Origin of the sequence: Dactylosporangium siamense (assembly GCF_016862795.1) — a bacterium.
GTDB lineage: Bacteria > Actinomycetota > Actinomycetes > Mycobacteriales > Micromonosporaceae > Dactylosporangium > Dactylosporangium siamense.
The window spans coordinates 1-23,203 of the sequence record NZ_BONQ01000029.1 but is presented as its reverse complement, the minus strand read 5'-3'; the positions used below and the strand labels follow the sequence as shown (position 1 = coordinate 23,203).

At 73.0% G+C, this 23,203-nt stretch carries 18 protein-coding genes; 6 read left to right on the top strand and 12 right to left on the bottom strand.

Translation table 11 applies throughout. From position 1 onward, the window contains the following. Together Dsi01nite_RS09650 and Dsi01nite_RS09645 are read right to left on the bottom strand one after the other, a co-directional pair. Complete coding sequence (locus tag Dsi01nite_RS09650) at positions 1–2,739, bottom strand: helix-turn-helix transcriptional regulator (protein ID WP_203845722.1); 2,739 nt, start codon at positions 2,737–2,739, stop codon at positions 1–3. 109 nt (positions 2,740–2,848) lie between these two features. After that, positions 2,849–3,397 (bottom strand): TetR/AcrR family transcriptional regulator, encoded by a 549-nt coding sequence (locus tag Dsi01nite_RS09645; RefSeq protein WP_203845721.1) that lies wholly within the window; start codon positions 3,395–3,397, stop codon positions 2,849–2,851. Positions 3,398–3,483: 86 nt separating this feature from the next. Between Dsi01nite_RS09645 and Dsi01nite_RS09640 the strand changes: the two genes are divergently transcribed. Together Dsi01nite_RS09640 and Dsi01nite_RS09635 are read left to right on the top strand one after the other, a co-directional pair. Then, entirely contained in the window at positions 3,484–4,533 is a 1,050-nt protein-coding gene (locus tag Dsi01nite_RS09640; protein WP_203845720.1) for an aldo/keto reductase, read from the top strand. A 65-nt stretch (positions 4,534–4,598) separates the two neighbouring features. Then, positions 4,599–7,337 carry a beta-L-arabinofuranosidase domain-containing protein gene (locus Dsi01nite_RS09635; RefSeq protein ID WP_203845719.1) on the top strand — a complete coding sequence of 913 codons (2,739 nt, stop codon included), beginning with the start codon at positions 4,599–4,601 and terminating at the stop codon, positions 7,335–7,337. Between the two features lie 3 nt (positions 7,338–7,340). Here Dsi01nite_RS09635 and Dsi01nite_RS09630 read toward each other — a convergent pair whose 3' ends face one another. From Dsi01nite_RS09630 to Dsi01nite_RS09600, 7 genes are all read right to left on the bottom strand, one after another. Then, positions 7,341–11,408: an SAV_2336 N-terminal domain-related protein gene (locus tag Dsi01nite_RS09630; protein WP_203845718.1), complete on the bottom strand. Its 4,068-nt coding sequence runs from the start codon at positions 11,406–11,408 to the stop codon at positions 7,341–7,343. Then, positions 11,405–12,337, bottom strand: a complete 933-nt coding sequence (locus tag Dsi01nite_RS09625; RefSeq protein ID WP_203845717.1) for an AAA family ATPase — start codon at positions 12,335–12,337, stop codon at positions 11,405–11,407. The genes Dsi01nite_RS09630 and Dsi01nite_RS09625 overlap by 4 nt, the downstream gene beginning before the upstream one ends. A gap of 10 nt (positions 12,338–12,347) precedes the next feature. Then, positions 12,348–14,378, bottom strand: coding sequence for a trypsin-like peptidase domain-containing protein (locus Dsi01nite_RS09620; protein ID WP_203845716.1), 2,031 nt, complete (start codon positions 14,376–14,378; stop codon positions 12,348–12,350). 2 nt (positions 14,379–14,380) lie between these two features. After that, on the bottom strand, positions 14,381–14,824 hold the full coding sequence (locus Dsi01nite_RS09615; RefSeq protein ID WP_203845715.1) for a hypothetical protein: 444 nt from the start codon (positions 14,822–14,824) through the stop codon (positions 14,381–14,383). Positions 14,825–14,940: 116 nt separating this feature from the next. After that, complete coding sequence (locus Dsi01nite_RS09610) at positions 14,941–15,342, bottom strand: hypothetical protein (RefSeq protein ID WP_203845714.1); 402 nt, start codon at positions 15,340–15,342, stop codon at positions 14,941–14,943. Then, on the bottom strand, positions 15,343–15,849 hold the full coding sequence (gene lepB, locus Dsi01nite_RS09605; RefSeq protein ID WP_239135797.1) for a signal peptidase I: 507 nt from the start codon (positions 15,847–15,849) through the stop codon (positions 15,343–15,345). 57 nt (positions 15,850–15,906) lie between these two features. Then, the gene (locus tag Dsi01nite_RS09600) at positions 15,907–16,299 is read right to left on the bottom strand and encodes an SRPBCC family protein (protein ID WP_203845712.1); all 393 of its coding nucleotides are present in this window, start codon (positions 16,297–16,299) and stop codon (positions 15,907–15,909) included. Positions 16,300–16,339: 40 nt separating this feature from the next. On the opposite strand from Dsi01nite_RS09600, the gene Dsi01nite_RS09595 reads away from it, so the two are divergent. Continuing rightward, on the top strand, positions 16,340–16,798 hold the full coding sequence (locus tag Dsi01nite_RS09595; RefSeq protein WP_203845711.1) for a DivIVA domain-containing protein: 459 nt from the start codon (positions 16,340–16,342) through the stop codon (positions 16,796–16,798). A gap of 204 nt (positions 16,799–17,002) precedes the next feature. Further along, the gene (locus Dsi01nite_RS09590) at positions 17,003–17,140 is read left to right on the top strand and encodes a hypothetical protein (RefSeq protein WP_203845710.1); all 138 of its coding nucleotides are present in this window, start codon (positions 17,003–17,005) and stop codon (positions 17,138–17,140) included. 123 nt (positions 17,141–17,263) lie between these two features. Here the strand turns inward: Dsi01nite_RS09590 and Dsi01nite_RS09585 are convergent, their stop codons facing one another. From Dsi01nite_RS09585 to Dsi01nite_RS09575, 3 genes are read right to left on the bottom strand one after another with little or no spacing between them, the layout of a single operon-like run. Beyond that, positions 17,264–18,364 (bottom strand): ABC transporter ATP-binding protein, encoded by a 1,101-nt coding sequence (locus tag Dsi01nite_RS09585; RefSeq protein WP_203845709.1) that lies wholly within the window; start codon positions 18,362–18,364, stop codon positions 17,264–17,266. Beyond that, positions 18,361–19,938 (bottom strand): ABC transporter permease, encoded by a 1,578-nt coding sequence (locus Dsi01nite_RS09580; protein ID WP_203845708.1) that lies wholly within the window; start codon positions 19,936–19,938, stop codon positions 18,361–18,363. The genes Dsi01nite_RS09585 and Dsi01nite_RS09580 overlap by 4 nt, the downstream gene beginning before the upstream one ends. Before the next feature lie 35 nt (positions 19,939–19,973). Beyond that, positions 19,974–21,050, bottom strand: coding sequence for an iron ABC transporter substrate-binding protein (locus tag Dsi01nite_RS09575; protein WP_203845707.1), 1,077 nt, complete (start codon positions 21,048–21,050; stop codon positions 19,974–19,976). 129 nt (positions 21,051–21,179) lie between these two features. Here Dsi01nite_RS09575 and Dsi01nite_RS09570 point away from each other — a divergent pair, with 129 nt between their 5' ends. Further along, positions 21,180–21,836, top strand: coding sequence for a response regulator transcription factor (locus Dsi01nite_RS09570; protein ID WP_203845706.1), 657 nt, complete (start codon positions 21,180–21,182; stop codon positions 21,834–21,836). Beyond that, complete coding sequence (locus Dsi01nite_RS09565) at positions 21,833–23,155, top strand: sensor histidine kinase (RefSeq protein WP_203845705.1); 1,323 nt, start codon at positions 21,833–21,835, stop codon at positions 23,153–23,155. Before Dsi01nite_RS09570 ends, Dsi01nite_RS09565 begins: the two co-directional genes overlap by 4 nt. Positions 23,156–23,203 lie beyond the last annotated feature (48 nt).

The window sequence follows — 23,203 nt, the reverse complement described above, 5'->3', positions numbered from 1 at the left end:
TTACGCGGGGTGGCCGGCCGGGACGCGGACGATCCCGGCCAGCTGGGACCGCGACGTGATCTCCAGTTTCGGGAAGATGCGGTGCAGGTGCGAGCTGATCGTGCGGTGCGACAGGTACAGCCGTTCGCCGATCTCCCGGTTCGTCATCCCCTCCGCGGCCATCTGCGCGATCTGCAGCTCCTGCGCGGTGAGCCGGTCCCGGGCGTCGACGATCTGCCGGCGGCTCGTCTCACCGGAGGCGCGCAGCTCCCGCCGGGCGTGGTCGCCCCACGGGACGGTGCCGAGGGTGTCGAACGTGTCCCGGGCCGTGCGCAGCAGCGTCCGCGAGTCGGCGATGCGGCGCTGCCGGCGCAGCCACTGCCCGTAGGCGAGCTGCACCCGGGCCCGCGCGAACGGCCACGGCCCGGCGTCGACCCGCAGCGCGGCCTCGAACAACGCCTCCGCCTCGTCGTCGCCGGCGAGGACCGCGCGGGCGTGCCGCAGACCGCCGTGCAGGGCCGGCGACGGCGTCTGCAGCGCGAACGCCTCGAGCTCCGCGACGATCCCGGTGACGGCGTCGTGCTGGCCGCTGTGCACGGCGGCGTCGGCGAGCTCGGACAGGGCGAAGCAGCGCAGCGCCGGGTGGAACGACGGGTCGGCCGGATCGTGCATGCGGCGCAGGTGCTCGTAGGCGTCGGCGTAGCGCCCGGCGCCGAGCGCGGCGAGCCCGCGGGCGAGCCGTGCGGTGGCGAGCACCGGGCGGACCCGGCCGGACGTGGCGGCCTGCTCCGCCGCACCGGCGAGGGTCAGCACCGCCGCCTCGTCGCCGCGCAGCGCGGCCAGGACGGCGGCGGTGGCCTGGCCGATCCCGACGAACAGCGGCTGCGACGTCTCCCGCGCCAGCCGGGTGCACTCCTCGGCCGCGGGGATGCCGACGTTGAGGTCGGCGAGGTGGGCGGCGCTCCACGCCTGCGCCCCGAGCGCCCGCGCGACGAGCCCGAGGCGGCCCTGCGCCCGCAGGTCGGGCAGCGCCGCCGTGCAGCACGCCTCGGCCAGGTCGAACGCGCCGACCAGGACCGCGGCGCTGCCGACGAGGCGCAGCGCCTCGGCGTTGCCGCCGGCCCGCGCCGCGCCGCGGTGCAGGCTGTCGATGACGGCCGCGCCGCGTTCGATCGGCGCGGCGAACGCGAGGATCGCCAGCAGGTCCGGGTCGTCCGCCCGGATCGGCAGCCCCTCGGCGACGTCGACGATCCGGTGCCGGGCCGGCAGGTCGGCCTCGGTCCAGAAGGACCGCAGCGCGGCCCCGTTCAGCAGCCGCACCGCCACGTCGACGTGCCCGTCCGCGGCGACCGCCTCGGCGACGTCGGCGACCGCGGCGGGCCGGCGGTGCTCGTCACGCAGCCCGCCGCCGAAGCTGGCCTCGATCCACAGCAGCTGGGCCCGCTGCCACGACGACAGTTCCAGGGTCCGGGCGTCGTGGAGCAGCCGGTGCACGACGTCCTGCCGGCCGAGTTCGACGGCGGCCTCGGCGGCGCGCAACAGCCGGGCCGCCCGCCGCGCCGGGTCGTCGGTGAGCTGCGCGGCCCGTTCGAGCGCGGCGAGCGCCGACAGCGTCGCGCCCCGTCGCCGGGCCGCGGTGGCGATCTCCTCGAGGCCGGCCGCGACCTCCTCGTCCGGCCCGTGACCGGACGCGGCCCGGTGCCAGATGCCCCGCTCGGGCCGGCCGGTGAGGACCCGTGCCAGCGCGGCGTGCGCCGCGTCTCGTTGCGTGAGGTCGGCCCACTGGTGGATGGCCGAGCGCATCAGCGGGTGCCGGAACCGGATCCGGTCGCCGTCCACGTCGACCAGCGACGCGGCCACGGCGGGCGGCAGGTCACCGGCGGTGACGACGCCACCGGTGACGAGCGCGGCCGCGGCGAGCGCCTCGGACAGCGCGTCACCGTCGTTGGTCGCGGCGACCAGCAGCAGCGTCCGGGTCGCCGCGGGCAGCTGCACCATCCTCGCCGCGAACGCCTCCTGCAGCCGGTCGGTCAGCGGCCGCGCCGTCATCGGCCCGGCCGGGTCCGCGCGCCCGGTGGCGGACGACAGCTCGACCAGGGCGAGGGGGTTGCCGGCGGCATCCTGCAGCAGCTGCCGCCGCGCACCCGCGGGCAGGCCGGCCACGTGCGCGTCCAGGACGGCCTCGGCCGCTTCCTCGTCGAGCCGGTCGAGGCGCAACCGGGGCAGATCCGTGCCGAACGACGTGGGGAAACCGTCGCGCACCGCGGCCAGCAGCAGCACCGGGTCCGCCTCGAGGCGGCGCCCGACGAACCCGAGGATCTCCGCGGTCGCCGGGTCCAGCCAGTGCGCGTCCTCCACGACGAGCAGGGCCCCGGGTCCGGTGGCCGCGTCGGCGAGCAGGTTCAGCACGGCGAGCGCGATGAGGAACAGGTCCGAGCCGCCGACGTCGGCCATGCCGAACGCCCCGAGCACCGCGTCGCGTTGCGGCCCGGGCAGCGCCTCGGCGCGGGCCAAGACGGGTTGCAGCAGCTTGTGCAGGCCCGCGAACGGCACCCGGGACTCCGCCTCGACGCCCGCGGTGGCCAGGACGAGCATCCCGGCGGCGGCCGCGATCCGGCGCGCCTCGGCGAGCAGCCGGGTCTTGCCGATGCCGGCCTCCCCGTGCACCACCAGGGCACCACCCCGGTCGTGGACCCCGCGCACCAGCGCGTCCAGGCGCCCCAGCTCGACGTCCCGTCCGAACAGGTGACCGCCAGCCATACCGAGAGTCACCAACCCAGATCGTGCCCGCCAGTTTCGGTCATGAGGGTACCGCCGACGGGCGCGCTCCCAAGGTCCCGGTGCTGTGAGTTCCCGTACTCACGCCGCGTCAGGGTTTCAGGCCGTCGAAGAGGACGGCGAGGCTCCGGTCCAGGACCGCGGCCGGGTAGTCGCCGGTTTCGGCCGCCATGCTGGCGCCCCGCAGCAGGGCGAGCACCTCGGGCAGGCCGATGTCGGACCGGACGGTGCCGGCGCGTTGGGCGTTGTGCAGCAGGTCCGCGATCGCCGCGCGCATCCGCGCCTGCTGCTGCGTCTGCCCGGCCTTGATGTCGATGCCGGCGCCGCGCAGGGCGTCGGTCAGGGGCTTCTTCCGTCCGGCGTCGGCGACGATCTGGGCGAAGAAGGTGAAGAACGCGGTCTCCGGCGCCGCGGTCGCCTCCAGCCGGGTGGCCTGCTCCAGGAGCAGGTCGACCCGGCTGGTCACGATGGCCTGGTAGAGGGCTTCCTTGGTGGCGAAGTGCCGGTAGAGCGTGCCGACACCGACGCCGGCCCGGTGGGCGATCTCGTCCATACGGGCGGACAGACCGTGCTCGTCGAGGACGGCCTCGGCCGCCTCCAGCACCTTGGCCCGATTGCGCGCGGCATCCGAACGGATCACGCCGCGCCCACCCGTACCGTTGACAAGCGGAATCCAGGTTCCGTATCTTCAAGCGGAATCATGATTCCGATTCTAGCGGGGGAAGCATGCACACCTTGGCATTGGGGCGATCCGGCCTGCGCGTCTCCGGGGTCGCGCTGGGCACCATGAACTTCGGCACCGACCTGCAGGCGCCGACATCCGAGCCGGAAGCCCATCGCATCGTCGGTGCGTTCCTGGACGCCGGACACAATCTCATCGACACCGCGGACACGTACCGCGGCGGGGGCAGCGAGGAGATCGTCGGCCGGGCCATCGCATCGCGCCGCGCCGACGTCGTGCTGGCCACCAAGGGGGCGGCACCGCAGGGTGTCGGGCCCAACCACCGGGGCCTGTCGCGAGCCCATCTGACCCGCGCACTCGAGGCGAGCCTGCGCCGGCTGGGCACCGACTATGTCGACCTCTACCAGTGTCACGTGGCCGACCCGGACACCCCCATCGAGGAAACCATGGCGACGCTGGACGGCTTCGTCCGCGCGGGCAAGGTGCGCTACATCGGCTGCTCCAACTTCACCGCCGCCGGTATCGTCTCCGCCCAATGGGCCGCACAACGCGGTGCCGGGACGCCGCTGGTCAGTCTGCAGGCCAACTACTCGGTCATGGCCCGCGCCATCGAGGCCGAAATCCTGCCCACGTGCGTGCAGAGCGGCCTCGGCGTGCTCGCGTACAGTCCGCTGGGCAGCGGCCTGCTCGCCGGGCGGTACCGCCGCGACACCCCGCCGGAGGCCGGATCCCGGCTGGCCCAGTGGGCCGACATGCCGAGCCCCATGGCCCGCGACTTCGTGGCCGGCGTGCTCGCCCCACGGCACTTCGACATCCGCGACGAGGTCGCCGCCGTCGCCGCGGCGCTGCACACCACCACCGCCACCATCGCCCTGGCCTGGCTGGCCCGCCGGCCGTCGATCACCTCCGTCATCCTCGGCCCCCGCACCGTCGACCAGCTGACCGCCGGCCTGGCCGGCCTCGCGTTCGACCTGCCGGAGCAGGCCGCCGCGCGCCTGGACGCCGCGAGCCAGTTCACGGTCGTGCCGCCGACGAACGGGCAGCACCGCGCGGCCTTACGGTCGGGCGTTTCGAGAAGTGTTGACAAGTGGTGAAGCCTGTCGGAAACTGAGCGACCTGAATGTTAGCGCTCACATCGTCCGCCAACGGGAGTGCGTCAATGACCGGTTCGTCCGGCGGTCTCGACCGTCGTCACCTGCTCCGCCTCACCGCCGGCACCGCCGCCGGCGCAACCCTCGCCACCCTGCTGCCGCCCGGCACGGCCCATGCGGCGACCCCGCCCGTCGCGAACGTCCGCGCCGACTTCGGGGTCCAGGTGTACCCGCTCCCCGCCGGCGCGGTCCGGCTCACCCCGAGCCGGTTCCTGGACGCGCAGAACCGCCGCCTCGCGTACCTGCGGTTCCTGGACATGAACCGGCTGCTCTACAACTACCGGGCCACCGCCGGCCTGTCGACGCAGGGCGCCGCACCCTGCGGCGGCTGGGAGAGCCCGACCTGGAGCTGGCGCGGGCACATGGCCGGGCACTACCTGTCCGGCGCGTCGCTCGCCGTGGCCGCCACCGGCGACACGCAGCTGCGCAACAACGTCACGTACCTCGTCGCCGAGCTCGCCAAGTGCCAGGCCAACGCCGGCGCCGCCGGGTTCCGGACCGGGTACCTCGCCGGCTTCCCGGAAAGCTACTTCACCCGGATGGAGAACGGCGAGTTCTTCGTCGTCTTCTACACCACGCACAAGCTCATGGCCGGGCTGCTGGACGCGCACCGGCTCGTCGGCAGCGACCAGGCGCTCACCGTCCTGCTCAACCTCGCCGACTGGGTCGACTGGTGGACCGGGCAGCGCGGCTACGACACGATGCAGAGCAACCTGAACACCGAGTTCGGCGGCATGAACGAGATCCTCGCCAACCTCTACCAGCTGACCGGCAACAGCCGCTGGCTCACCGTGGCCCAGCGCTTCGACCACGCCAGGATCTACGACCCCCTCGCCGCCGGGCAGGACCAGCTCGCCGGGCTGCACGCCAACACGCAGCTGGCCAAGCTGATGGGCGCGGTCAAGGAGTACGAGGCGACCGGCATCACCCGGTACTACGACATCGCCCGCAACTTCTGGGACATCGTCCTGCAGCATCACACCTACAGCACCGGCGGCAACAGCGACGGCGAGATCTTCCACGGACCGGACCAGATCTCCAACCGGCTCTCGCGCGCCTCGTGCGAGGTCTGCAACGTGTACAACCTGCTGAAGCTCACCCGCGAGCTGTTCTTCCTGAACCCGGCCCGCGCCGACTACATGGACTACTACGAGCACGCGCTGTACAACGAGATCCTGCCGCAGCAGGACCCGGCCAGCGCGCACGGCCGGGTCACGTACTACCTGGACCTGCGACCCGGCGCGGCCAAGGTGTACGACGACGACTACGGCACCTTCTGGTGCGACACCGGCAGCAGCCTGGAGACATACGCCAAGTTCAACGACTCGATCTACTTCGCCAACGGCCGGACCCTCTTCGTCAACCTGTTCATCCCGTCGGTGCTCACCTGGGCCGCGACCGGCCTCACCGTCACCCAGACCACGAACTACCCGGCGGCCGACACGAGCACGCTGACCGTCGCGGGCTCCGGCAGCGCCACGATCCGGGTCCGCATCCCGAAGTGGGCCACGGGCGCGGCACTGACCGTCAACGGCGCCCCGCAGGCGGTCGTGCCGGGCACCTACGCGACGCTCACCCGCGCCTGGGCCAACGGCGACACCATCGTCGTGACCCTGCCGATGGCGCTGGCGCTCACCTCGACCCCGGACGACCCGACGGTCCAGTCGGTCAGCTACGGGCCGGTGCTGCTCGCCGGGCAGTACGGCGCGTTCAGCCAGGGCCCCAACCCCGGCTCGCCGCCCGCGCCCAGCCCGCAGGTCCTGCAACACCTGCCCTCGCTGGATCCGGCGTCCATCGTGCCGGCCGGGACCCTCACCTTCACCGCCCGCGCCGACGGTTCCGCGGTCACGCTGCGGCCGTACTTCGACACCCACAACCAGTACGGCACCGTGTACTGGACCAACCCGACCAGGTCCGGGTACGTCCGCCTCCGCAACCGCCGCAGCGGCCTCATCATCGGCGTCCAAGACATGTCCACCGTGGACGGTGCGCCCGCGCTGCAATGGGACGACAGCGGCACCGCCGACCACCGGTGGGAGCTGGTCCCGTCGGCCGGCTTCGTGCGCCTGCGCAACCGCAACAGCGGCAAGGTCCTCGGCGTCACCGGCATGTCCACATCGGACGGTGCCGCCGTCGTGCAGTGGAACGACAACGGCACCGCCGACCACGACTGGAAACTCGTCGACGCCGGCGGCGGCTGGGTCAAGCTCATCAACCGCAACAGCGGCAAGGTCCTCGGCGTCAACGGCGGCGTCACCACCCGCGGCGCCACCCTCGTCCAGTGGTCCGACACCGGCACCGACGACCACCTGTGGCAGATCATCCCCGACGGCTGGGTGCGCCTGCACAACGTCAACAGCAACCTGATCCTGGGCGTCCAGGGCGCCAGCGGCGCCGACGGCGCGGCCGCGGTGCAGTGGCACGACTCCGGCACCCCCGACCACGGCTGGACGTTCGTGCCCGACGCCGACGGCGCCTTCCGCATCCGCAACCAGAACAGCGGCAAGGTCCTCGGCGTTCAGGACGCGTCCACGGCACGGGGCGCCGCCGCCCTCCAGTGGAACGACAGCGGCACCCGCGACCACCTGTGGCGCATCCTGGTGACGGGCAACGGCGACCAGTTCCGCCTGCTGAACGTCAACAGCAACCTGATCCTCGGCGTCCAGGACGCCTCCACGACGGCGGGCGCCGTGTGCCTGCAATGGAACGACAGCGGCACCGCCGACCACCTGTGGCGCCTGCGCTGACCGTCAGGAAAGAGGCAGCGGGTCCAGCCTTCTGCCTGGGTCGTCCCAGAGCAGGACGAGGTCGCGGCCGACATGCTCATCGGGTGTGAGCATGGAGGCCGCGACCATGCGGTGGTGTCGCACCCGCTCGGGCAGGTCGTCGCGGTGCGCGCCCTGCAGAGCGCGACAGATCTCCGCGGCACTCAGCTGTCCCTGGCACTGCTCATGGTCTCCGTCCGGTGTTCCGGCGCAGGCGCCGCGGCGCCAGGCCATGACCGGCACGCCGGAGTAGATCATCGTGGCGAACGCGTCGGTGCTCACCGGCGAGCTGCCGAAGACCGGCACGTCACCGTCGTCCAGTTCGAGGTCCTCTATGAGTGACTCAAGACGCTGGTCGTCGAACCTGCACGGCATGGCCCGCGGCGTGATCGCGGCCTTGCTTCCGATGGCCTCCCACCGGCGCCAGGACGATGTCAACATCTCCACGTCGCGGAAGCGGTCCAGCGACCGGACCGCCACGGCGTGCGAACGACCGAACTCCGGCCGACTCCTGCCCGGCTCCCTCCAGTTCTCGAAGTCGACATCCATGAGCGTGTCCGGCACGACGAACTCAAGCAGATCCAGGTGCCGGTCAGGCTCGGTCGCGTGGATGGCATCCGCGATGCTGCGGCGCAGTTGCCGGCCGATCTCCTCGATCCCGGCGGCGACCTCGAACGAAGTGAACTGCGAGATTGCTGAAGCCTCGTGGTGGAACCAGATGGTGGACCTGTAGCGGTCCGGCGCCCGCACCGCCGGTTCGACGCTGATGATCAGCGACGTTCGCGTCGGCGCGGACATCTGCGCGAGCAGTTCGGTGTCCAACCCGCGCTCGGTGGCGGCGCGCATCAGCCAGGTGCGCAGGGACTCGGAGGTGCGGGCCAGCGATGCCACATAGCCAAGCACCGGCGGAACCTCACCTGCCGGCGTCATCAGCTCGCCGAGCTCGGCGACGACGTCGCGGTAGTCGTTCAAGGGCAGCTCGGGCTCCCGCACAGCGCCACCCGTCGCCCGTTCGAACGCCCGGTGGTGCTCGACCTGCGGCGCGGCCGGGTGTTCGGCGAGCAGCGCCAGGAGTTCCCGCTCTTCGGATGCAGCCGGGTCAGGGTCGTTGCGGTGGTGCAGGTCGTGGGCACGCAGCAGCCGCTGATACTCCTGCACCGGCATCTGGCGGAGTGCACCGATCGGGACGGCGTGGACGGCCGACTCCAGTTGGTTGGTGCTGTTCACCACCGCGAGGACGGCTCCGGTCTGCGGGTCGATCATCGGTGCGCCGCTCATGCCGGGTCGGACCTCGCCGAGGAGCCTCAGGAACCCGCCGGAGCTTCCCTGATATGCAAGGTGGGCAGCCTGCAGTTCCGGGCCACCGCTCACCTGCGTGAATCCAACCGTGATCAGCGACGCGCCGAGCGCCGGCGTCCGGTCTGCGAGCCGGAGCGTCGGGTGCCGGCGCGGCGCCAGCTCCACGTCCAGCACTGCGAGGTCGGGCGATGTCTCGTCCGGCGCCCAGCGGACGGTCGCCGTGAACTGCTCATCCCGCCACCGAACCTGCACGTCGTCACCCCCGCGCACCAGGTGCGCCGAGGTGACGACAACGCCGGGCGCGACGAAGAAGCCGCTGCCCGTCAGCCCGGCGGCGTGGACGAGCACGACGCACGAGGCCGCGAGGTTGTCGAAGCGTGGTGCGCCCACGGGTCGCTGACCGGTGAGCCCGGCCAGGATCGCGGCGCCGGTCTCCGGTTGACCGAGGTACCGCAGCGCGCCGTGCGGTTGGTCGCCGTTGTCGACGAAGACGTTCTGCCACCTGTCGACGAGACCGCGCGGCAACTGGTCCACGTGTGCGACCAGATCTCCCTGCGCGGCGATGTTCGTCCAGAAGCCGACGTTGGTCAGCGGGTGGCCGGGCGGCGGCTGCAGGCGCGGCAGCACGACCGGATCGCCGAGCGGCGCACCCAAGGTGATCAGCGCCTGGATCGTCAGCTCCGGATGCGCGCTCAGCGCCTCGTACACGGCGATCGCACCGACCGAGCTCGCGACGATGACTTTGATGTTCGGGGTGATGGCGGCCGCGATACGCTGCTGCACGGCCGTGCGGACGTCGGGATCGGTGAGGTAGCGGACCATCAGTTCCGCGAGCGGCGATCCGGACCTGCTGACCAGGGTCTTTCCCTGCGTGGTCCAGTTCAGCGTGCGTAGCACCGTCGCGCGCACCTTCGACCACGACTGCGTGCGCGCGGCGGTGTCGTCGGCGCCGGACGCGCTCAGCCAGCCGAGCAGCACGGCCCGTTCGAGGTTGCCCATCTCGGTCGCGCTGGTGGGCGGTGGGCCACCGCCGAACAGGTCGGCGAAGTCGATCACCTCGACGTTGTCGGGGAAGCGCAGCGGCACCTGTTGCGGGTCGTCGACTGCGCGGGCCAGACCGTCGGCCATCGCCGCGTGCCAGGCTTCCACGCCCCGGCCGAGGCTCCAGTACCAGCTGCTCGATCCGTCGACGCACAGCACTGTTGCGGTGCGGGCGGCACCGTTTGCCGGCCGATCGGCACCGTCGGCCGGCGACGGTGGCGCGTCGATGCCGAGGCGTTGGGCGAGGCGGCGGCTCATCAGGGCGAACGGTTCCAGGTCCGGGTCGACGGTGTACGGGCCCAGGGGATGGGCCAGCAGCGCCTCGATGGACTGGCCCGAGCCGGCCCAGCGTTGCAGGTGTGCGCTGAGGACCTCGTACACGCTCCAGTCCTGGCTCGCGGACGTGCCGCGGGCCAGGAGCTCGGCGATCCCGGGCCGCCACCGCAGCCGTGACTGCGGGCCGGTCGGTGCGGCCGGCAGCCGCTCCAGCAGGCCGCTCACGAGGATCTCGGCGAGTTCGGCCGGGCCGGCCGCGGGCAGCAGCTCGCGTTGCAGGATCTGCAGCAGCGGCAGGGACAGCACCGGCGCGCCGGCGAGGATGCGGGCCAGGGTCTGGGCGTGCGGGGTGGCGCGGGCCTGGAACGCGCGGACCCGGTCCGCCGCGGACAGCCCGGCGTTGGTCTCGCCGCCGGGGCGGGCGTCCGGCGGGCCGGCCCAGACCGCGTCGATCCAGCCGGTGCCGGCGGCCATGGCGTGCGCCCAGCGGCGCACGTCCGCCGGCTGCAACGCGACGACCGGCACCGCCACCGGACCGGTGTCGTCGCCGGACCACCACGCCCGAAGGACGTCGGCGGTGGCGTTGACGGCACCCGGGCGGCGGGCCCGCAGGGCCACCGTCGGGCTGCCGACGGCGGTGAAACCCCAGTAGCGCGCCGGCAGCAGGTTGAGCACGGCGACCGGCATCAGCTGGGCCCAGCGTTGCAGCAGGGTCCAGATCTCCGGTGCGTACCAGGGGTCGGCGGTCGCGTCGGTCACCACCAGGATGAGCCGCCGGCCGGTCGGGTCGGTCAGGCGCAGCGGGCCGTGGTCGGCGCCGTTCGCGTCCCGCAGCACCGGGGCCGGCTCCCAGTGCAGGGTCCAGCGGGTCACCTGGCGGAAGGCGCCGGCGCGGCGTACCACTCCTTCGAAGTCGGCGATCGCCTCGGCCCAGGCCGCCGCGACCGGGGAGTCCTCGACGACGATCGCCACGTCCAGTCCGCGTTCCCGGCCGGGCCGGGTCACCACCGTCAGGCTCCCGGCGTCGGCGGTGGCGTCCACGGTGGCGTCGATGTCGACGACGGGCGGGCCGGGCCGGTGCACCCGGCGGAACGGCGCGAGGGCGTACGCGGCCGGGATCTGCTGGCGCCGGTCCGCGGCAGCGGTGAGTCCGACCGCGATCGCCGGTACACCTGCCGCAGCGGTCTCGGCAGGACCGGTCTCGACGAGGTCGCCGGCGGGTGGCCCGGGGGGCGGTTCGGCGCGCGGAGGCGGCACCGGCGCAGCGGGGGTGGTGTCACGGTCGGGCGGGCGCGGGTCTGCCGCGGCCGGCAGTGCCACGTCGGGCTCGGGGTCCTGCCGGGCCGCGAGCGTGGCCAGCCACAGCGCGTCGGCGATGGCCTCCGCGCTGCAGCCCGGCGCGGCCGCGGCGATGGCACGGACGACCCGGTCGATCACTTGCCGTTCAGCTCTTCCAGGAGGATCCGCGCCACCCGCTCGCGGGTCTGCGGGTCCGGGGCGGCGTCGCCGGAGACGAGGTGCAGGAAGTTCAGCAGCTGGTCCAGGGCCAGGCTCTCGCCCTCGACGAGGCGTCGCGCGAAGCGGTGGATCTCGTCGCGTTCGCGGTCCTCGACGCCGCTGAGGTGCCCGGCGACGACGTCGCGGATGAGGGACTCGGTGGCGGTCGGGATCTCGAAGCGGACGCACCGGCGCAGGAACGGCGCCGGGAACGTGCGTTCGCCGTTGCTGGTCAGCACGATCACCGGCCAGTGCGACCGGCGGATCACACCGTTGGTCACCGTGTACCCGGCCCGGTCGGCGCCGCGGACCCGGTGCGCCGAGCCGGCGCCGGACTGGGCGTCGCGGACCAGGGCCGGCACGTCGAACGAACCCTGGTCGAGCACCGTGAGCAGGTCGCTGGGCAGGTCGAAGTCGCTCTTGTCGATCTCGTCGATCAGGACCGCGCGGGGCCGGTCCGCGGCGGCCAGGGCGGTGCCGAGCGGGCCGAGCGTGACGAACTGCTCGACCGCGGCGCCGCCCGCCGGCTGCGCCTGGGTGGCGTGCAGGCGGCCGAGCGCGTCGTACTGGTACAGCCCGTCGGTGATCGTGCTGCGCGACGTGATGTGCCAGGCGAGCGGCTCACCCAGCTGCAGCTCGGCGGCGATGAGCGCGACGAGCGTCGACTTGCCGGAGCCGGGCGCCCCGGTGAGCAGCAGCGGCCGGCGCAGGTGCAGCGCCGTGTTCACCGCGTCGAGCAGCTCGGGGCCGATGACGAAGTGTTCGATCGCGGTCGCCCGGTCCCGCCACGGCGGCGCCGGCGGCAGCGCCCGCCATGCCTCGGTCTCGCTGGCCGGCTGCCCGTTGCCGGTGAAGATGTGCCAGGGCATGTGGCGCTCCTTAGGTGATCGACTCCGCGGCGGCGAGCGGTGGCAGCGAGAACTGGTCCCGGCCACGTGGGTCGTCCCAGATGACGGCGGGCCGGAAGCCGGTGAAGCGGGGCAGCTCGTCGGGCAGCGCGTGCCGCCGGGCGGGCGCCGACACGCCGGCCACCGCGGCGCGGATCCTGTCGTGCTGGGCCGGCTGCAGCCCCGACGGGAACCACACCACGAAGCCGCACCCCTCCCGCAGCAGGATCCGCAGCGTGTCGGCGCGGTCCGGGGGAGCGCCGCCCAGCAGCCACGGCTGATGCCGCTCGGCCCGGATCCGTTCGCGGAGCCGGGGATGATCGCTGAGGAGGTCCTCGGGCAGCGGGTCCGGGATCGCCTCCCAGCGGGCCTGCCCGGTCCGTTCGACGAGCCGCCGTTGCAGCGCCGGCTGGCGGCGCCGCCTGGACCAGCGCAGCCGGGGGCGACCCCACTCGCTGAACGGCTCCAGCTCGCCGTCGACCTCGTAGACGGGCCACTCCTCGATGCCCTCGCACAGCAGCGCGTGCGGGACGGCCAGGTCGACGATCAGCGGCCACGCCGGCGGCACGGCCCGCAGCACCGCGCGCAGCGCCTGCAGGAGCCCGTCCGGGGTGCGGTCGCAGGAGATCTGTCCGACCACGTCGGGGCCGGTCGACACGTACGTCCAGCCGACGACGGCGGGCCACGGCGGCTCACCCGGCAGGGGTTCGTCGCCCAGGTCGAGCAGCAGCCAGGCACCGGTGCTGCGGCGTTCGGCGTACAGGCGGGCGGCGTCGGCGAGCTGGTGGCCCAGGTCGCCGATCCACTCGACGAACGCCGACTGTGCCGCCGGTTCGGCGCCGACCGCGGCCGCGACCCCGACCACGAACCGGGCGAGGGCGCCCAGCGGCAGGCCGGTGCCGGTGGCGCGTTCGTGGGCGTGCACGTCGGCGGCCTCGACCAGCAACGCGTCCAGTGACGCGCCCGCGGGCCAGGCGCCGACCTCCCGCTGGTAGATCGAGTGCAGCCGGCTCAACTCGGCCGCGTGCACGCCGATACCGGCGCACACCGCCTTGGCGGCGGCGGCCCGGCGCAGCGCCAGGACGGCGTGGGCGGCCCGGGACGGCGCGTCGATCGTGTCCGCGATGGCGGCCAGTTCCCGCTCGGTCCAGTGGGCCGGTGGCCGGATCTCCGCCGCGGTCAGGATCGGCCGGTACCGGTCCACGACGTCGGACGAGAGCTCCACACCCCGGTCCGGTAGCGGGTCGCCCGCCGAGGGGCGCAGCGGTTCGCCCGTCGAGGGGTGGAGTGCGTCCGCCGCTGCGGGTCGTAGTGCGTCGGCCGGCGCGGGGCGTAGTGCGTCGGCTATCGCGGGGCGTAGTGCGTCGGCCACCGCGGGGAACGCGTCGCGCAGGTCGGCGATCTGCCGGCACAGCACCTCACCGCCGAGCGTCCCGGCGCCCGTCGGCGACGGCGGGAACGCGTAGACGATGCCCACGACCCGTTCGACGCCGCCAGGTCCACGGCGCAGCAGCGGCCCGCCCGACATGCCCTGCGGGCTCTCGCCGTAGGCGGCGGCCATCTCCGGCACGTGCAGCCGGATCGCCCGCCTGCCCCCGACGACCGCGGCGGCGGAGCTCACCTTCCCGACCAGGACCACCGTCTGGACGGCCGGGTTCAGCTGGGGGAAGCCGGCGATGCGGACCTCCTCGTAGGCCTGGACGTCGGCGCCGAGCGGCAACGCCACCGACTCCAGATGCCGGCGGAGCTCCTCCACGCCGTCCGCGCGTTGCTCGTCCAGGGCCAGCACCGCGGCGTCGAGGTCGGCCACGTGGTCGACGTATGCGACGGGGACGTCGACGCGGCCGGTGTCGCCGTGCAGCCGCAGCCACAGCCGGGCCGACGTGCCGCCGACCCGATCCACGCAGTGCCAGGCGGTGAGGACGTGCCGGCCGTCGATGACGAACCCGCTGCGCAGCGGCCCGTCCGGCCAGGTCTGGCGCTCGGCCGAGGTCAGCAGCCGGCCGACTCCGCGCTCCGCCATCGCTACCGGTCTCCGGCCGCGCTCCGCCGGCGCAGGGTCAACGTCACCTCGACCGTGGCCTCGCTGCTGGCGCTCAGCAGCGCCTCGACCGCCTTGCCGGCGCCGATCGTGGCCTTCACCCCGAACTTGAGGTCCACGCCGTCGATGTCGAAGGAGCCGGTCTGTGACCCCGCGGAGCCCGGGTGCTCCAGGCCGTTGACGACGCCGCTGACCACCACGGCGACCTCACGACCGACCGCCTCGGCCGCGGCCCGCAACACGTCCTGGCCCAACACCGCCACAGTGCGCCGCGGCGCGGCGTGCCGGCCCCGCTCACCCCACGCCTGCGCGTGACCGGAGTCGTCCAGCTCGCCGTTGTAGCGCTCGACGTCGCCGGCGGCCGCCGGCGACGGCGTCAGCAGGACCCCGACCTGGATCTCCGGCGACTCGAACGGCGGCGTCTCCACGCTGGAGTCTCCTCTTCCTGGGCGGCGATCAGCGACCTGACCTTATCCACCCGGTAGCGGCGCAGGAACTCCCCGTTCCGCCATCCACCGGCGCACGTACGGCCAGGACTCCTGCGCTACACCTCGGGCGCGACGGCTCTCGCCCGCCGCCGGGTGACCAGCCGGTCGATGATCCAGCTCATGGCCAGGCAGTACACCCAGGCCGGGAGCACGGACGCGACGAAGGGTTCGAGCCACGTGGGTAACGAGTCCCACGGCATGACCCGATCGCCGTACCACGCGACGACGAGTGCGACAGGCAACCCGGCCAGGACAAGCACCGTGTCCCGGAACCGGGCCGTCGGGCCGAGCGTTCGAATGAAGGTCATGATCGCAAACGCGCCCGTCAGCCGGAGGACCACCGCAGCGGCCGCGGGCCAGAAGATGCCCAGGACCAGGGACACGGCGATGGTGCCGAGGACGGCTTGCGTCACCCGCACCGTGGCCGACTTCCACGAGTAGTCCTCGGCGATCCCCACCTACTCGACCACGCCGATGACGTTGCTGTTGGGGACGGTGCCGAGGCAGCGGGAGTCCATGGAGACGCCGCGGCTGTCGCCCATGACGAAGACCTGGCCGGGCTCGACGGTGACCGGCCCGAACCGGCGCGACGTGCACTGGCCCGCCACTGGCGAGGCTCCGAGGGGGGAGTTCTCACCGAGGTACGGTTCGTCCAGCCCGACCCCGTCGAGGGTCACCCGCCCGTCGACGTCGCAGCACGCGATCACGAATCCTTCGACCGCGATCACCCGCTTCACCGACTTGTTGTCGCTCGGCCCCCACTTCGCCGGGTTGCGGAAGACCACCACGTCACCGGGCGTCGGCTTGTACGTGCCGGCCTTCACGACCTTGGCCGTGAACGGCTGGTTGGCCCTCAGCTTCGGCAGCATGGCGTCGGTGCCGAGCGAGTACTGCTTGGTCTTCGGCCCGTCGGCCACGCAACCGGCGAGCAGCAACACCGCGCACAGCAGGATCCGGGTCCGCATCCGCGGACGATACACCGCCGGCCCGTCACCCATGTGCCCGCTTCGACGGTCGCCGGCTCACCGCACCAGGCGGTGCAGCGCCACGCGGGCGACCGGCAGGTAGCTCGCCACCACCGGCGCGAACCCCTCGACCGCCAGCCCGGTCCGCGTGCCGGCGGCGATGGCCTGGACGGTGTGCCGGAGCGTCAGTCGTACCCCGGCCACCGACACGATCCACGACCAGCTCCGGATCGCACTGCGGCCGTCGACGTCGACGACGTGGAAACGGACCCTGATCCCGGCCGGTCCGTGCACCACACCGGACGTCGCCGGTCGCAGGACCTCAAGCGGATAGTCGACCGAACGGATCTGCGGCGACCACTCCGGCCACCGCCCGGGCCGCACGTAGCGGTCCCAGACGTCGTCCACGTCGCGCGGCCCCTCGACGCTGATCTCCCGCCGCAGCGTCATCCACCCATCATGCGCTTGACACCGTCGCAACACTGATCGGGTGATCCCCTTCGAGTTCGCCGTGGTCCTGCGCGGCTACGACCCCAGAGCCGTGGACGCGCTCCTCGCCCCGGCCGCCGAAGCGCTCACGACCACCGACGAACGTGCGCGGGCGGCCGCGGTCGACGCGTTGCGCGGCGCGAACCTGCCCGTCGTGCTGCGCGGGTTCGACCGGGGGCAGGTCGCCGGCGCGATCGCGCGCCTGACCGCGCAGCTTCAGGACGGGTCGCTGGCGGACCCGACGCCGGTGGAGTTCGCCGTGGTCCTGCGCGGCTACGACATCACCGCGGTCGACGACCTCGTCGAGCAGGTCGGCGGGGCGCTGCAGTCCGGCAGTGCCACCGCCCGCGCCGAGGCCGCCGACGTCGTGCGGGAAGCGGTGTTCGCGGTCAAGTTCCGGGGGTACGCCCGGCACGAGGTGGACCGGTTCCTTCAGCAGGCGGCACGGGACCTGGCATAACGTGGAGTTCCTCGGCGGCGGAACGGAAGTCGCCGGCACGGTATAGCCGGTGGTCCATGGATGGACGCGATGTTGCGAGCGGGACGCCGCGCCGCGGTCGACGTGTGACCGGCCCGGAGCGGGTCCGCCGGGTGATCCGTGGTGCGAGCGGTTCGGTCGATGACCGGACGGCCGTGACGAACGGTACGGTCGAGGCGACAACCGGTGACCCGGTCCACGACCGGAAGGGCGAACGTGGACGACCCGCTGCACGTCGTCGGTGGCCCGCCGTTCATCGCCCACATCGGCTTCTTCGGCCACCCGCCGGTGCGCGAGCGGATCGTCGGCTGGCTGGGCGGCTGAGCGCGCGAACGGTGCGGATGAGCACGCGGACGGTGCGGATGAGCACGCGGACGGTGCGGATGAGCGCGCGAACGGTGCGGATGCGCTGAACGATCGTTGAAACCGCGGAGGGCCGGCCCGGCCCTACCTGGAGCCCGGTCCGTCGGCCGGCGGCACGTCGTCGGGGCGGCTGCCAGGCCCCTGCCGTGGGTAGGCGTGCACCGGTCCGTGCACGGTGACGGCGACCGGTCGTCCTGGGTGGTATGGGGTGGTGCCGGCGGCACGGGCCCGGATCGTGGCACCGCCGGCGATCCGCACGGTGACGACCGTGTCGGCGCCGAAGAACTCGCACCCGATGACCGTGGCGCCGGTGTCGGCCGTGGTGCCGGCGTCGGACAGGTGGAGCTGTTCGGGGCGGATGACGACGGTGGCGTCGCCGTCGGGGCAGTGCCGGGTGAGGGGGAGGGCACCGAGTGGGCAGCTGGCCCGGCCGTTGTCGACCGTGCCGTCGAGGGTGCTGGCCGGTCCGAGCAGGAGCGCGGTGCCCAGGGTGGCGGGCCGGGCGTAGAGCTGTTGCGGCGGGCCGGTCTGGGTGAACCTGCCGTCGGTCATGACGGCGATGTGATCGGCCATGGACAGCGCTTCGGCCTGGTCGTGGGTGACCAGGAGCGTGGAGATGTTCTCGGCCTTGAGCGTGGCGACGACGGCGGTCCGGGTGGCTTCGCGGAGGGCGGCGTCGAGGGAGGAGAACGGTTCGTCGAGCAGGATGAGCGAGGGTTTGCGGGCGAGGGCGCGAGCGAGGGCGACGCGTTGTTGTTGGCCGCCGGAGAGCTGATGAGGGTACCTGCGGGCAAGGGACGGATCGAGGCTGACCAGCTCCAGCAGGGCGGCGGCGCGGTCACGCCGTTGGCGCCTGCCGGTGGTCAGGTACGGGAGGCCGAAGGTGATGTTGGCCTGGACGTCCAGGTGCGGGAACAGGGCACCTTCCTGCGCGACGTAGCCGATGGCGCGTTTGTCGGGTGGCAGGACGGTGCGGCCGCTGGACACGTCGGTGCCGTTGAGGGTGACGGTGCCCGCGTCGGCCCGGTCGAATCCCGCGACGATCCGCAGCAGGGTGGTCTTGCCGCAGCCGGAGGGCCCGAGGATCGCGGTGACGGATCCCCGGGCGACGTCGAGGTCGACGCCGTTGAGGACGGGCACCCGGCCGTAGCGTTTGTGCAGTCCGTGCACGGACAGGGCGGTCATCGGGTGACTCCTCGGGCTGATTGGCGCAGCAGCAGGTAGGCCGACGGGAGCGACAGGACGATCATGCAGACGGCGTACGGTGCGGCGGCCGGGTAGTCGATCTCGGCGGCGGCGGACCAGAACTCGGTGGCCAGCGTGTGGGTGCCGGTCGGTGCGAGCAGGATCGTGGCGGTCAGCTCGGTGGTGACGGCGAGGGACACCAGTGCGGCCGCGGACAGGACCCCGGGTGCGGTGAGCGGGATGACGACGCGGCGGAACGTGGCGGACGCGGTCTGGCCGAGCGCCCGCGACGCCTCCTCGAGCACCGGCGGTGCCTGGCCGATCGCCGAGCGCAGGTTCACCATCGCCCTCGGCAGGAACAGCATCACGTATGCGGCAACCACGAGGATGGTGGTCTGGTAGAGCGGCCGGGTGTAGCGGATCGCGACGGTCACCAGTGCGAGGCCCACGACGACGCCGGGGACGGCGCTGGCCAGGTAGGTGCTGCGTTCCAGCACGGTGGTCATGAGGCTGCGGTGCCGCACCGAGAGCCACGCCAGCGGGAACCCGGCGGCGACGGTGGCGGCGGAGGCGAGCGCGGCGAGTTCGGCGGTGGTCGCCAGCACCGGGAGCAGGGCGGACATGGCGTGCCCGGCGCTGCCGGTGTGGCCGAGCCAGTGGGTGACGCTGTAGACGGGCACGCCGGCGGCGAGACCGACGACGGCCAGCGGCACCGCGACGGCCGGTGCGGTGAGGCGGCCGAGCCGGACCGGCGTGGCCGCCCGGGCGGCACCGGATCCCAGGCGGGCGGTCCGTGCGCGGCCGCGGGTCAGGACCTCCAGGGTGATGAACAGCAGGCAGCAGGCGATGAGGACGGCGGCGAGCGCGTTCGCCGCCGTGGACGCGAACGTCGACTCGTACTGGGCGATGATCGCGGTGGCGAAGGTGGCGTACCGCAGCTGCTCGATGGCGCCGAACTCGGCGAGCAGGTGCAGCGCGACGAGCAACGAGCCGCCGAGCATCGCGGGCCGCAGCTGCGGCAGCACGACCCGGGCCCAGACCCTGACCGGGCCGAGGCCGAGGCTGCGACCGGTCTCCTCGAGCGCCGGGTCGAGGCCGCGCAGGGCGGCGGCGACCGGCAGCAGGACGAACGGGTAGTAGGACAGGGAGGTGATCAGCGTGGCCGCCCAGAGCCCGTGCAGCTCCGGCACGAGGCTGATCCAGGCGTAGCTGTTCACGAACGCGGGGATCGCCAGCGGGCTGGCCAGCAGCGCCAGCCACAGGCCGCGGCCCGGGAGGTTGGTGCGCTCGACCAGCCACGCCAGGGCCACCCCGGCCGTCAGGCAGCAAGCGGTCGTGGTGGCGCACAGCAGGACGGTGTTGGCGAGCAGCTCACCGATGAGCGGCCGGAACACCAGCGGCTCGACGACGGCCCAGCCGACGTCGAAGCAGTAGTAGACGATGACGGCGAGTGGGATCGCGGTGAAGCCCGCGATCAGCAGGCACGGCACGAGCAGGCGCAGCGGCGGCAGCGACCGGAGTCGCCGCCTGGCTGCACCTGCTGCCGGCCCGGTGGGGATCATGGCTGGTGTCACGGCTGGAGCGTGCGGTGCCGGATTCGGATGATGCTTCAGATGAGCCCGGCGGCGGTCATCAGGTCGACGACCTTCTTGCTGTTGAGCTTCGACGGGTCGACCTTCGGCGCACCGAGCTCGGCGAGCGGCTTCAAGGCGGGGTTGGACGGCACGTCCCTGCCGACGCAGTACTCGAACGCGGTGCTGTCGGCCAGCAGTTTCTGGCCGTCCTTGCCGGTGATGTACTGCAGCAGCGCCTGCGCCTCGGCCGGGTGCTTGCTGGACTTGAGCACCCCTCCACCGGACACCGACACGAACGCGCCCGGGTCCTGACCGCCGAAGAAGTGCAGCTTGACGTTGTTGCTGTTCTCCTTCGTCTTGGCCTGGTCGCCGTACCAGTAGTAGTGGTAGATCACGGCGGTCGCGGACGTGCCGGCGTTGACGGCCTTCATGGCCGCGCTGTTGCCGGTGTGTGCCTGCCCGCCGGCCTTGAGCGCGGCCAGCCACGTCTTCGTGGCCGCCTCGCCCTTGAGCTCGAGCATCGCCGAGACGATGGCCTGGAAGTCCGCGCCCTTGGGGGCGGCGCCGAACTTGCCGCTCCACTTCGGGTCCTGCAGGTCCATGATGGACTTCGGCAGTTCCGCGTCGGTGACCTTGGTGGGGTTGTACGCCAGGACCGTGCTGCGGGCGGCGATGCCCACCCAGTTGCCGGTCGACGGGGAGTACTCGGCGGGCACCTGCGCCAACGTCGCCTTGTCGACCGGTGCGAACAGGCCGGCGTTCTCGACCAGCGACATGGCGGGGGAGTTCTCGGTCAGGAACACGTCGGCCGGTGACGCGGCGCCTTCCGCGGCCAGCTGGTTGGCCATGGTCAGGTCGCTGCCCTGCCGGATCTCGACCTTGATGCCGGTCTTGGCGGTGAACGCCTCCACCCACGCCTTGGTCAATGTGTCGTGCTGCGCGTTGTACAGCGTCAGTGTCGCGTTGCGGTCCAGCGCCGGCGCGGACGAGCCGGTCGGGGCCGCCGCGCCGCTGCCGGCGTCGGTGCCGCCGCATGCGGCCAGTGCCGCCACCGGAATGGCCAGCAGCGCTGCGAGCGCCCGCCGCCGGGTCGGGGCAAAAGTGATCAACATCGAGGTGGTCCTTCGCTGGAGAGCTCACGCCGGTATTACGTTAGGCTTGCCTAAGTACCGTAGGGCTGGGCCAACCCCGGCTGAGCCCCCAAATTTGGGGGGTTGTCCCCGGAAGGGATCGATGGCGTGATGAGCACGGCGACCATGCCCGCCGTACCCGGCGCGGGCGGGGCGGGCCGGGAGCCGCGGGCAGTGCTGCTCGTCGACGACCACCGGATCTTCACCGACGTGCTCGCCTTCGCGCTGGACGCCCAACCGGACCTGCGGTGCGTCGCGGTGGCCAACTCGGCGCGGGACGGGCTGGCCAAGGCCGCCGTCTACGCATTCGACGTCGCCATCGTCGACCTGCACCTGCCCGACGCCGGTGGCCTGGCCGTCGTCGAGGCGCTGCGGGCGATGCGCCCGGCGGCGCTGCTGGTCGTCCTGACCGGGCACCCGCGTGCCGATCTGGCCGCCGCCGCGCACCGCGCCGGTGCCGACGCGTTCCTGGCCAAGGACGACGCCCTGACCGCCGTGCTCGGCGTCCTGCGCGGTGCGCCACCGCCCCGGCGGCGCTTCGACGGCGCCGCCGGACCGCAACTGACCCCGCGCGAGCGCGAGGTGCTGGCCCTGCTGGCCTGCGGTGCCGACGCCCGGCGGATCGCCCAGGAGCTCGGCCTGTCGATGCACACCGTGCGTGACTACATCAAGACGATCCTGGCCAAACTCGGCGTGCACACCCAGCACGCCGCGGTCGCCGCCGCCGTCGAGTCCGGCCTGGTCACCACGGGGAAGCGGTATCCGTGACCGGCCGCGGTGGGGTGACCTGGCGCCGGCCCGTGCTGCGCCACCTCGCGGTCACCGCCCTGATCGCGGTCGTGGCCGTCGCGGGCGCGAGCCCGGGCATGGCGAGCGCCGCCCGTGCGTCCTCCGTGCGGGAGGCCGTCGGCACGGCATCGGCCGTCAGCGCCACGGTGATCGACACGCTGTCCGCCGCGGACTACGGCAGCTCCGACGGATACCACCGGGCGCACCTGCTGGAGGCGCTGGACCCGTTCCTGCGCTCGGGGGTGCTTCTCCGGGTCAAGTTGTGGATCATCAGCGACGGCACCGCCAGGATCGTCGTCTCCGACCGGCCGCAGCTGGAAGGCTTCACCCGGGCCGCTGACGGCCCTCTCGCGTCCGCCGCACCGGTTGGCCGGGCCGGGGAGGGCGCCGCCCTGGCAGTGCCCGACGACATCGAGCACCGATTCGAGGTCGACCACCGCAATCAGCTGCTGGAGGTGTTCACCACCTTCCGCGACGCCGGCGACAACCTGCTGAGCCTGGAGACATACGTGCCGACCGGCGCAGGCGCCGCGGCGTGGCAGGTCGCCCGGACGCAACTGCCCTCGCTGCTGTTCGTCGTCCTGGGCGCGTCCGCCGTCGCGCTGCCGTTGACGGTGAGCGCCACGCGCCGTTCCCGTCGGCTGGCCGCCCAGCGCGCCGATCTTGCTGCGATCGCCGCGGCGGTGCGCGACCGGCAGCACCGCGAACTGGCCCGGGCACTGCACGACGGCCCGATCCAGAACCTCGCCGCGGCGGGCATCGTCCTGTCCGATGCCGCCGCAGCCAGATCCGACGCCGGCGGTCACCGGATGGCGACGGCCAGGGAGATCGTGCGGATCAGCATCGCTGAGCTCCGCGCGCTCACCGGCGGACTGCTGCCCGCCGCCCCGGCGGGCGATCTCGCGGAGAGCTTGCCCGGGCTGCTCCAGGAGCACGTCGGCGGGACCGTCAGGCTCGACGTCACGGTCTCCGCGGCGGCCGACCTGATCCGTGGACCGCATCGGGTGCTGGTGAGCCAGGCGGCACTCGAGCTGGTCCGCAACGCGGTCCGGCATGGCGGGCCCGCTCGGATCACCGTCACCGTGACGGTCGTCGCGCGCCGCCAGGAGGTCGTGCTGGTGGTCCGGGACGACGGCGCGGGGTTCAACCCCGGCCATGCGCCACCGGACGGTCATTTCGGACTCGCCCTGCTGGCACAGGCGGCGGCCACGGCCGGCGGAACGCTGTCGATCACGTCGATGCCGGGCGCGGGCTGCACCGCCACCGTTGCGCTCCCGGTGCCCGGAACAGGTGCATAGCGCCTGCTCGTCCCGACCCTGCGCAAGCTCCGCGACGATCGCGGCGGC

Excerpts from the sequence above, each read along its gene's own strand:
- Dsi01nite_RS09650 (WP_203845722.1), bottom strand. The coding sequence starts at position 2,739 with ATGGCTGGCGGTCACCTGTTCGGACGGGACGTCGAGCTGGGGCGCCTG.
- Dsi01nite_RS09640 (WP_203845720.1), top strand. The coding sequence starts at position 3,484 with ATGCACACCTTGGCATTGGGGCGATCCGGCCTGCGCGTCTCCGGGGTC.
- Dsi01nite_RS09635 (WP_203845719.1), top strand. The coding sequence starts at position 4,599 with ATGACCGGTTCGTCCGGCGGTCTCGACCGTCGTCACCTGCTCCGCCTC.
- Dsi01nite_RS09625 (WP_203845717.1), bottom strand. The coding sequence starts at position 12,337 with ATGCCCTGGCACATCTTCACCGGCAACGGGCAGCCGGCCAGCGAGACC.
- Dsi01nite_RS09620 (WP_203845716.1), bottom strand. The coding sequence starts at position 14,378 with ATGGCGGAGCGCGGAGTCGGCCGGCTGCTGACCTCGGCCGAGCGCCAG.
- lepB (WP_239135797.1), bottom strand. The coding sequence starts at position 15,849 with ATGCGGACCCGGATCCTGCTGTGCGCGGTGTTGCTGCTCGCCGGTTGC.
- Dsi01nite_RS09600 (WP_203845712.1), bottom strand. The coding sequence starts at position 16,299 with ATGACGCTGCGGCGGGAGATCAGCGTCGAGGGGCCGCGCGACGTGGAC.
- Dsi01nite_RS09585 (WP_203845709.1), bottom strand. The coding sequence starts at position 18,364 with ATGACCGCCCTGTCCGTGCACGGACTGCACAAACGCTACGGCCGGGTG.
- Dsi01nite_RS09575 (WP_203845707.1), bottom strand. The coding sequence starts at position 21,050 with ATGTTGATCACTTTTGCCCCGACCCGGCGGCGGGCGCTCGCAGCGCTG.
- Dsi01nite_RS09570 (WP_203845706.1), top strand. The coding sequence starts at position 21,180 with ATGAGCACGGCGACCATGCCCGCCGTACCCGGCGCGGGCGGGGCGGGC.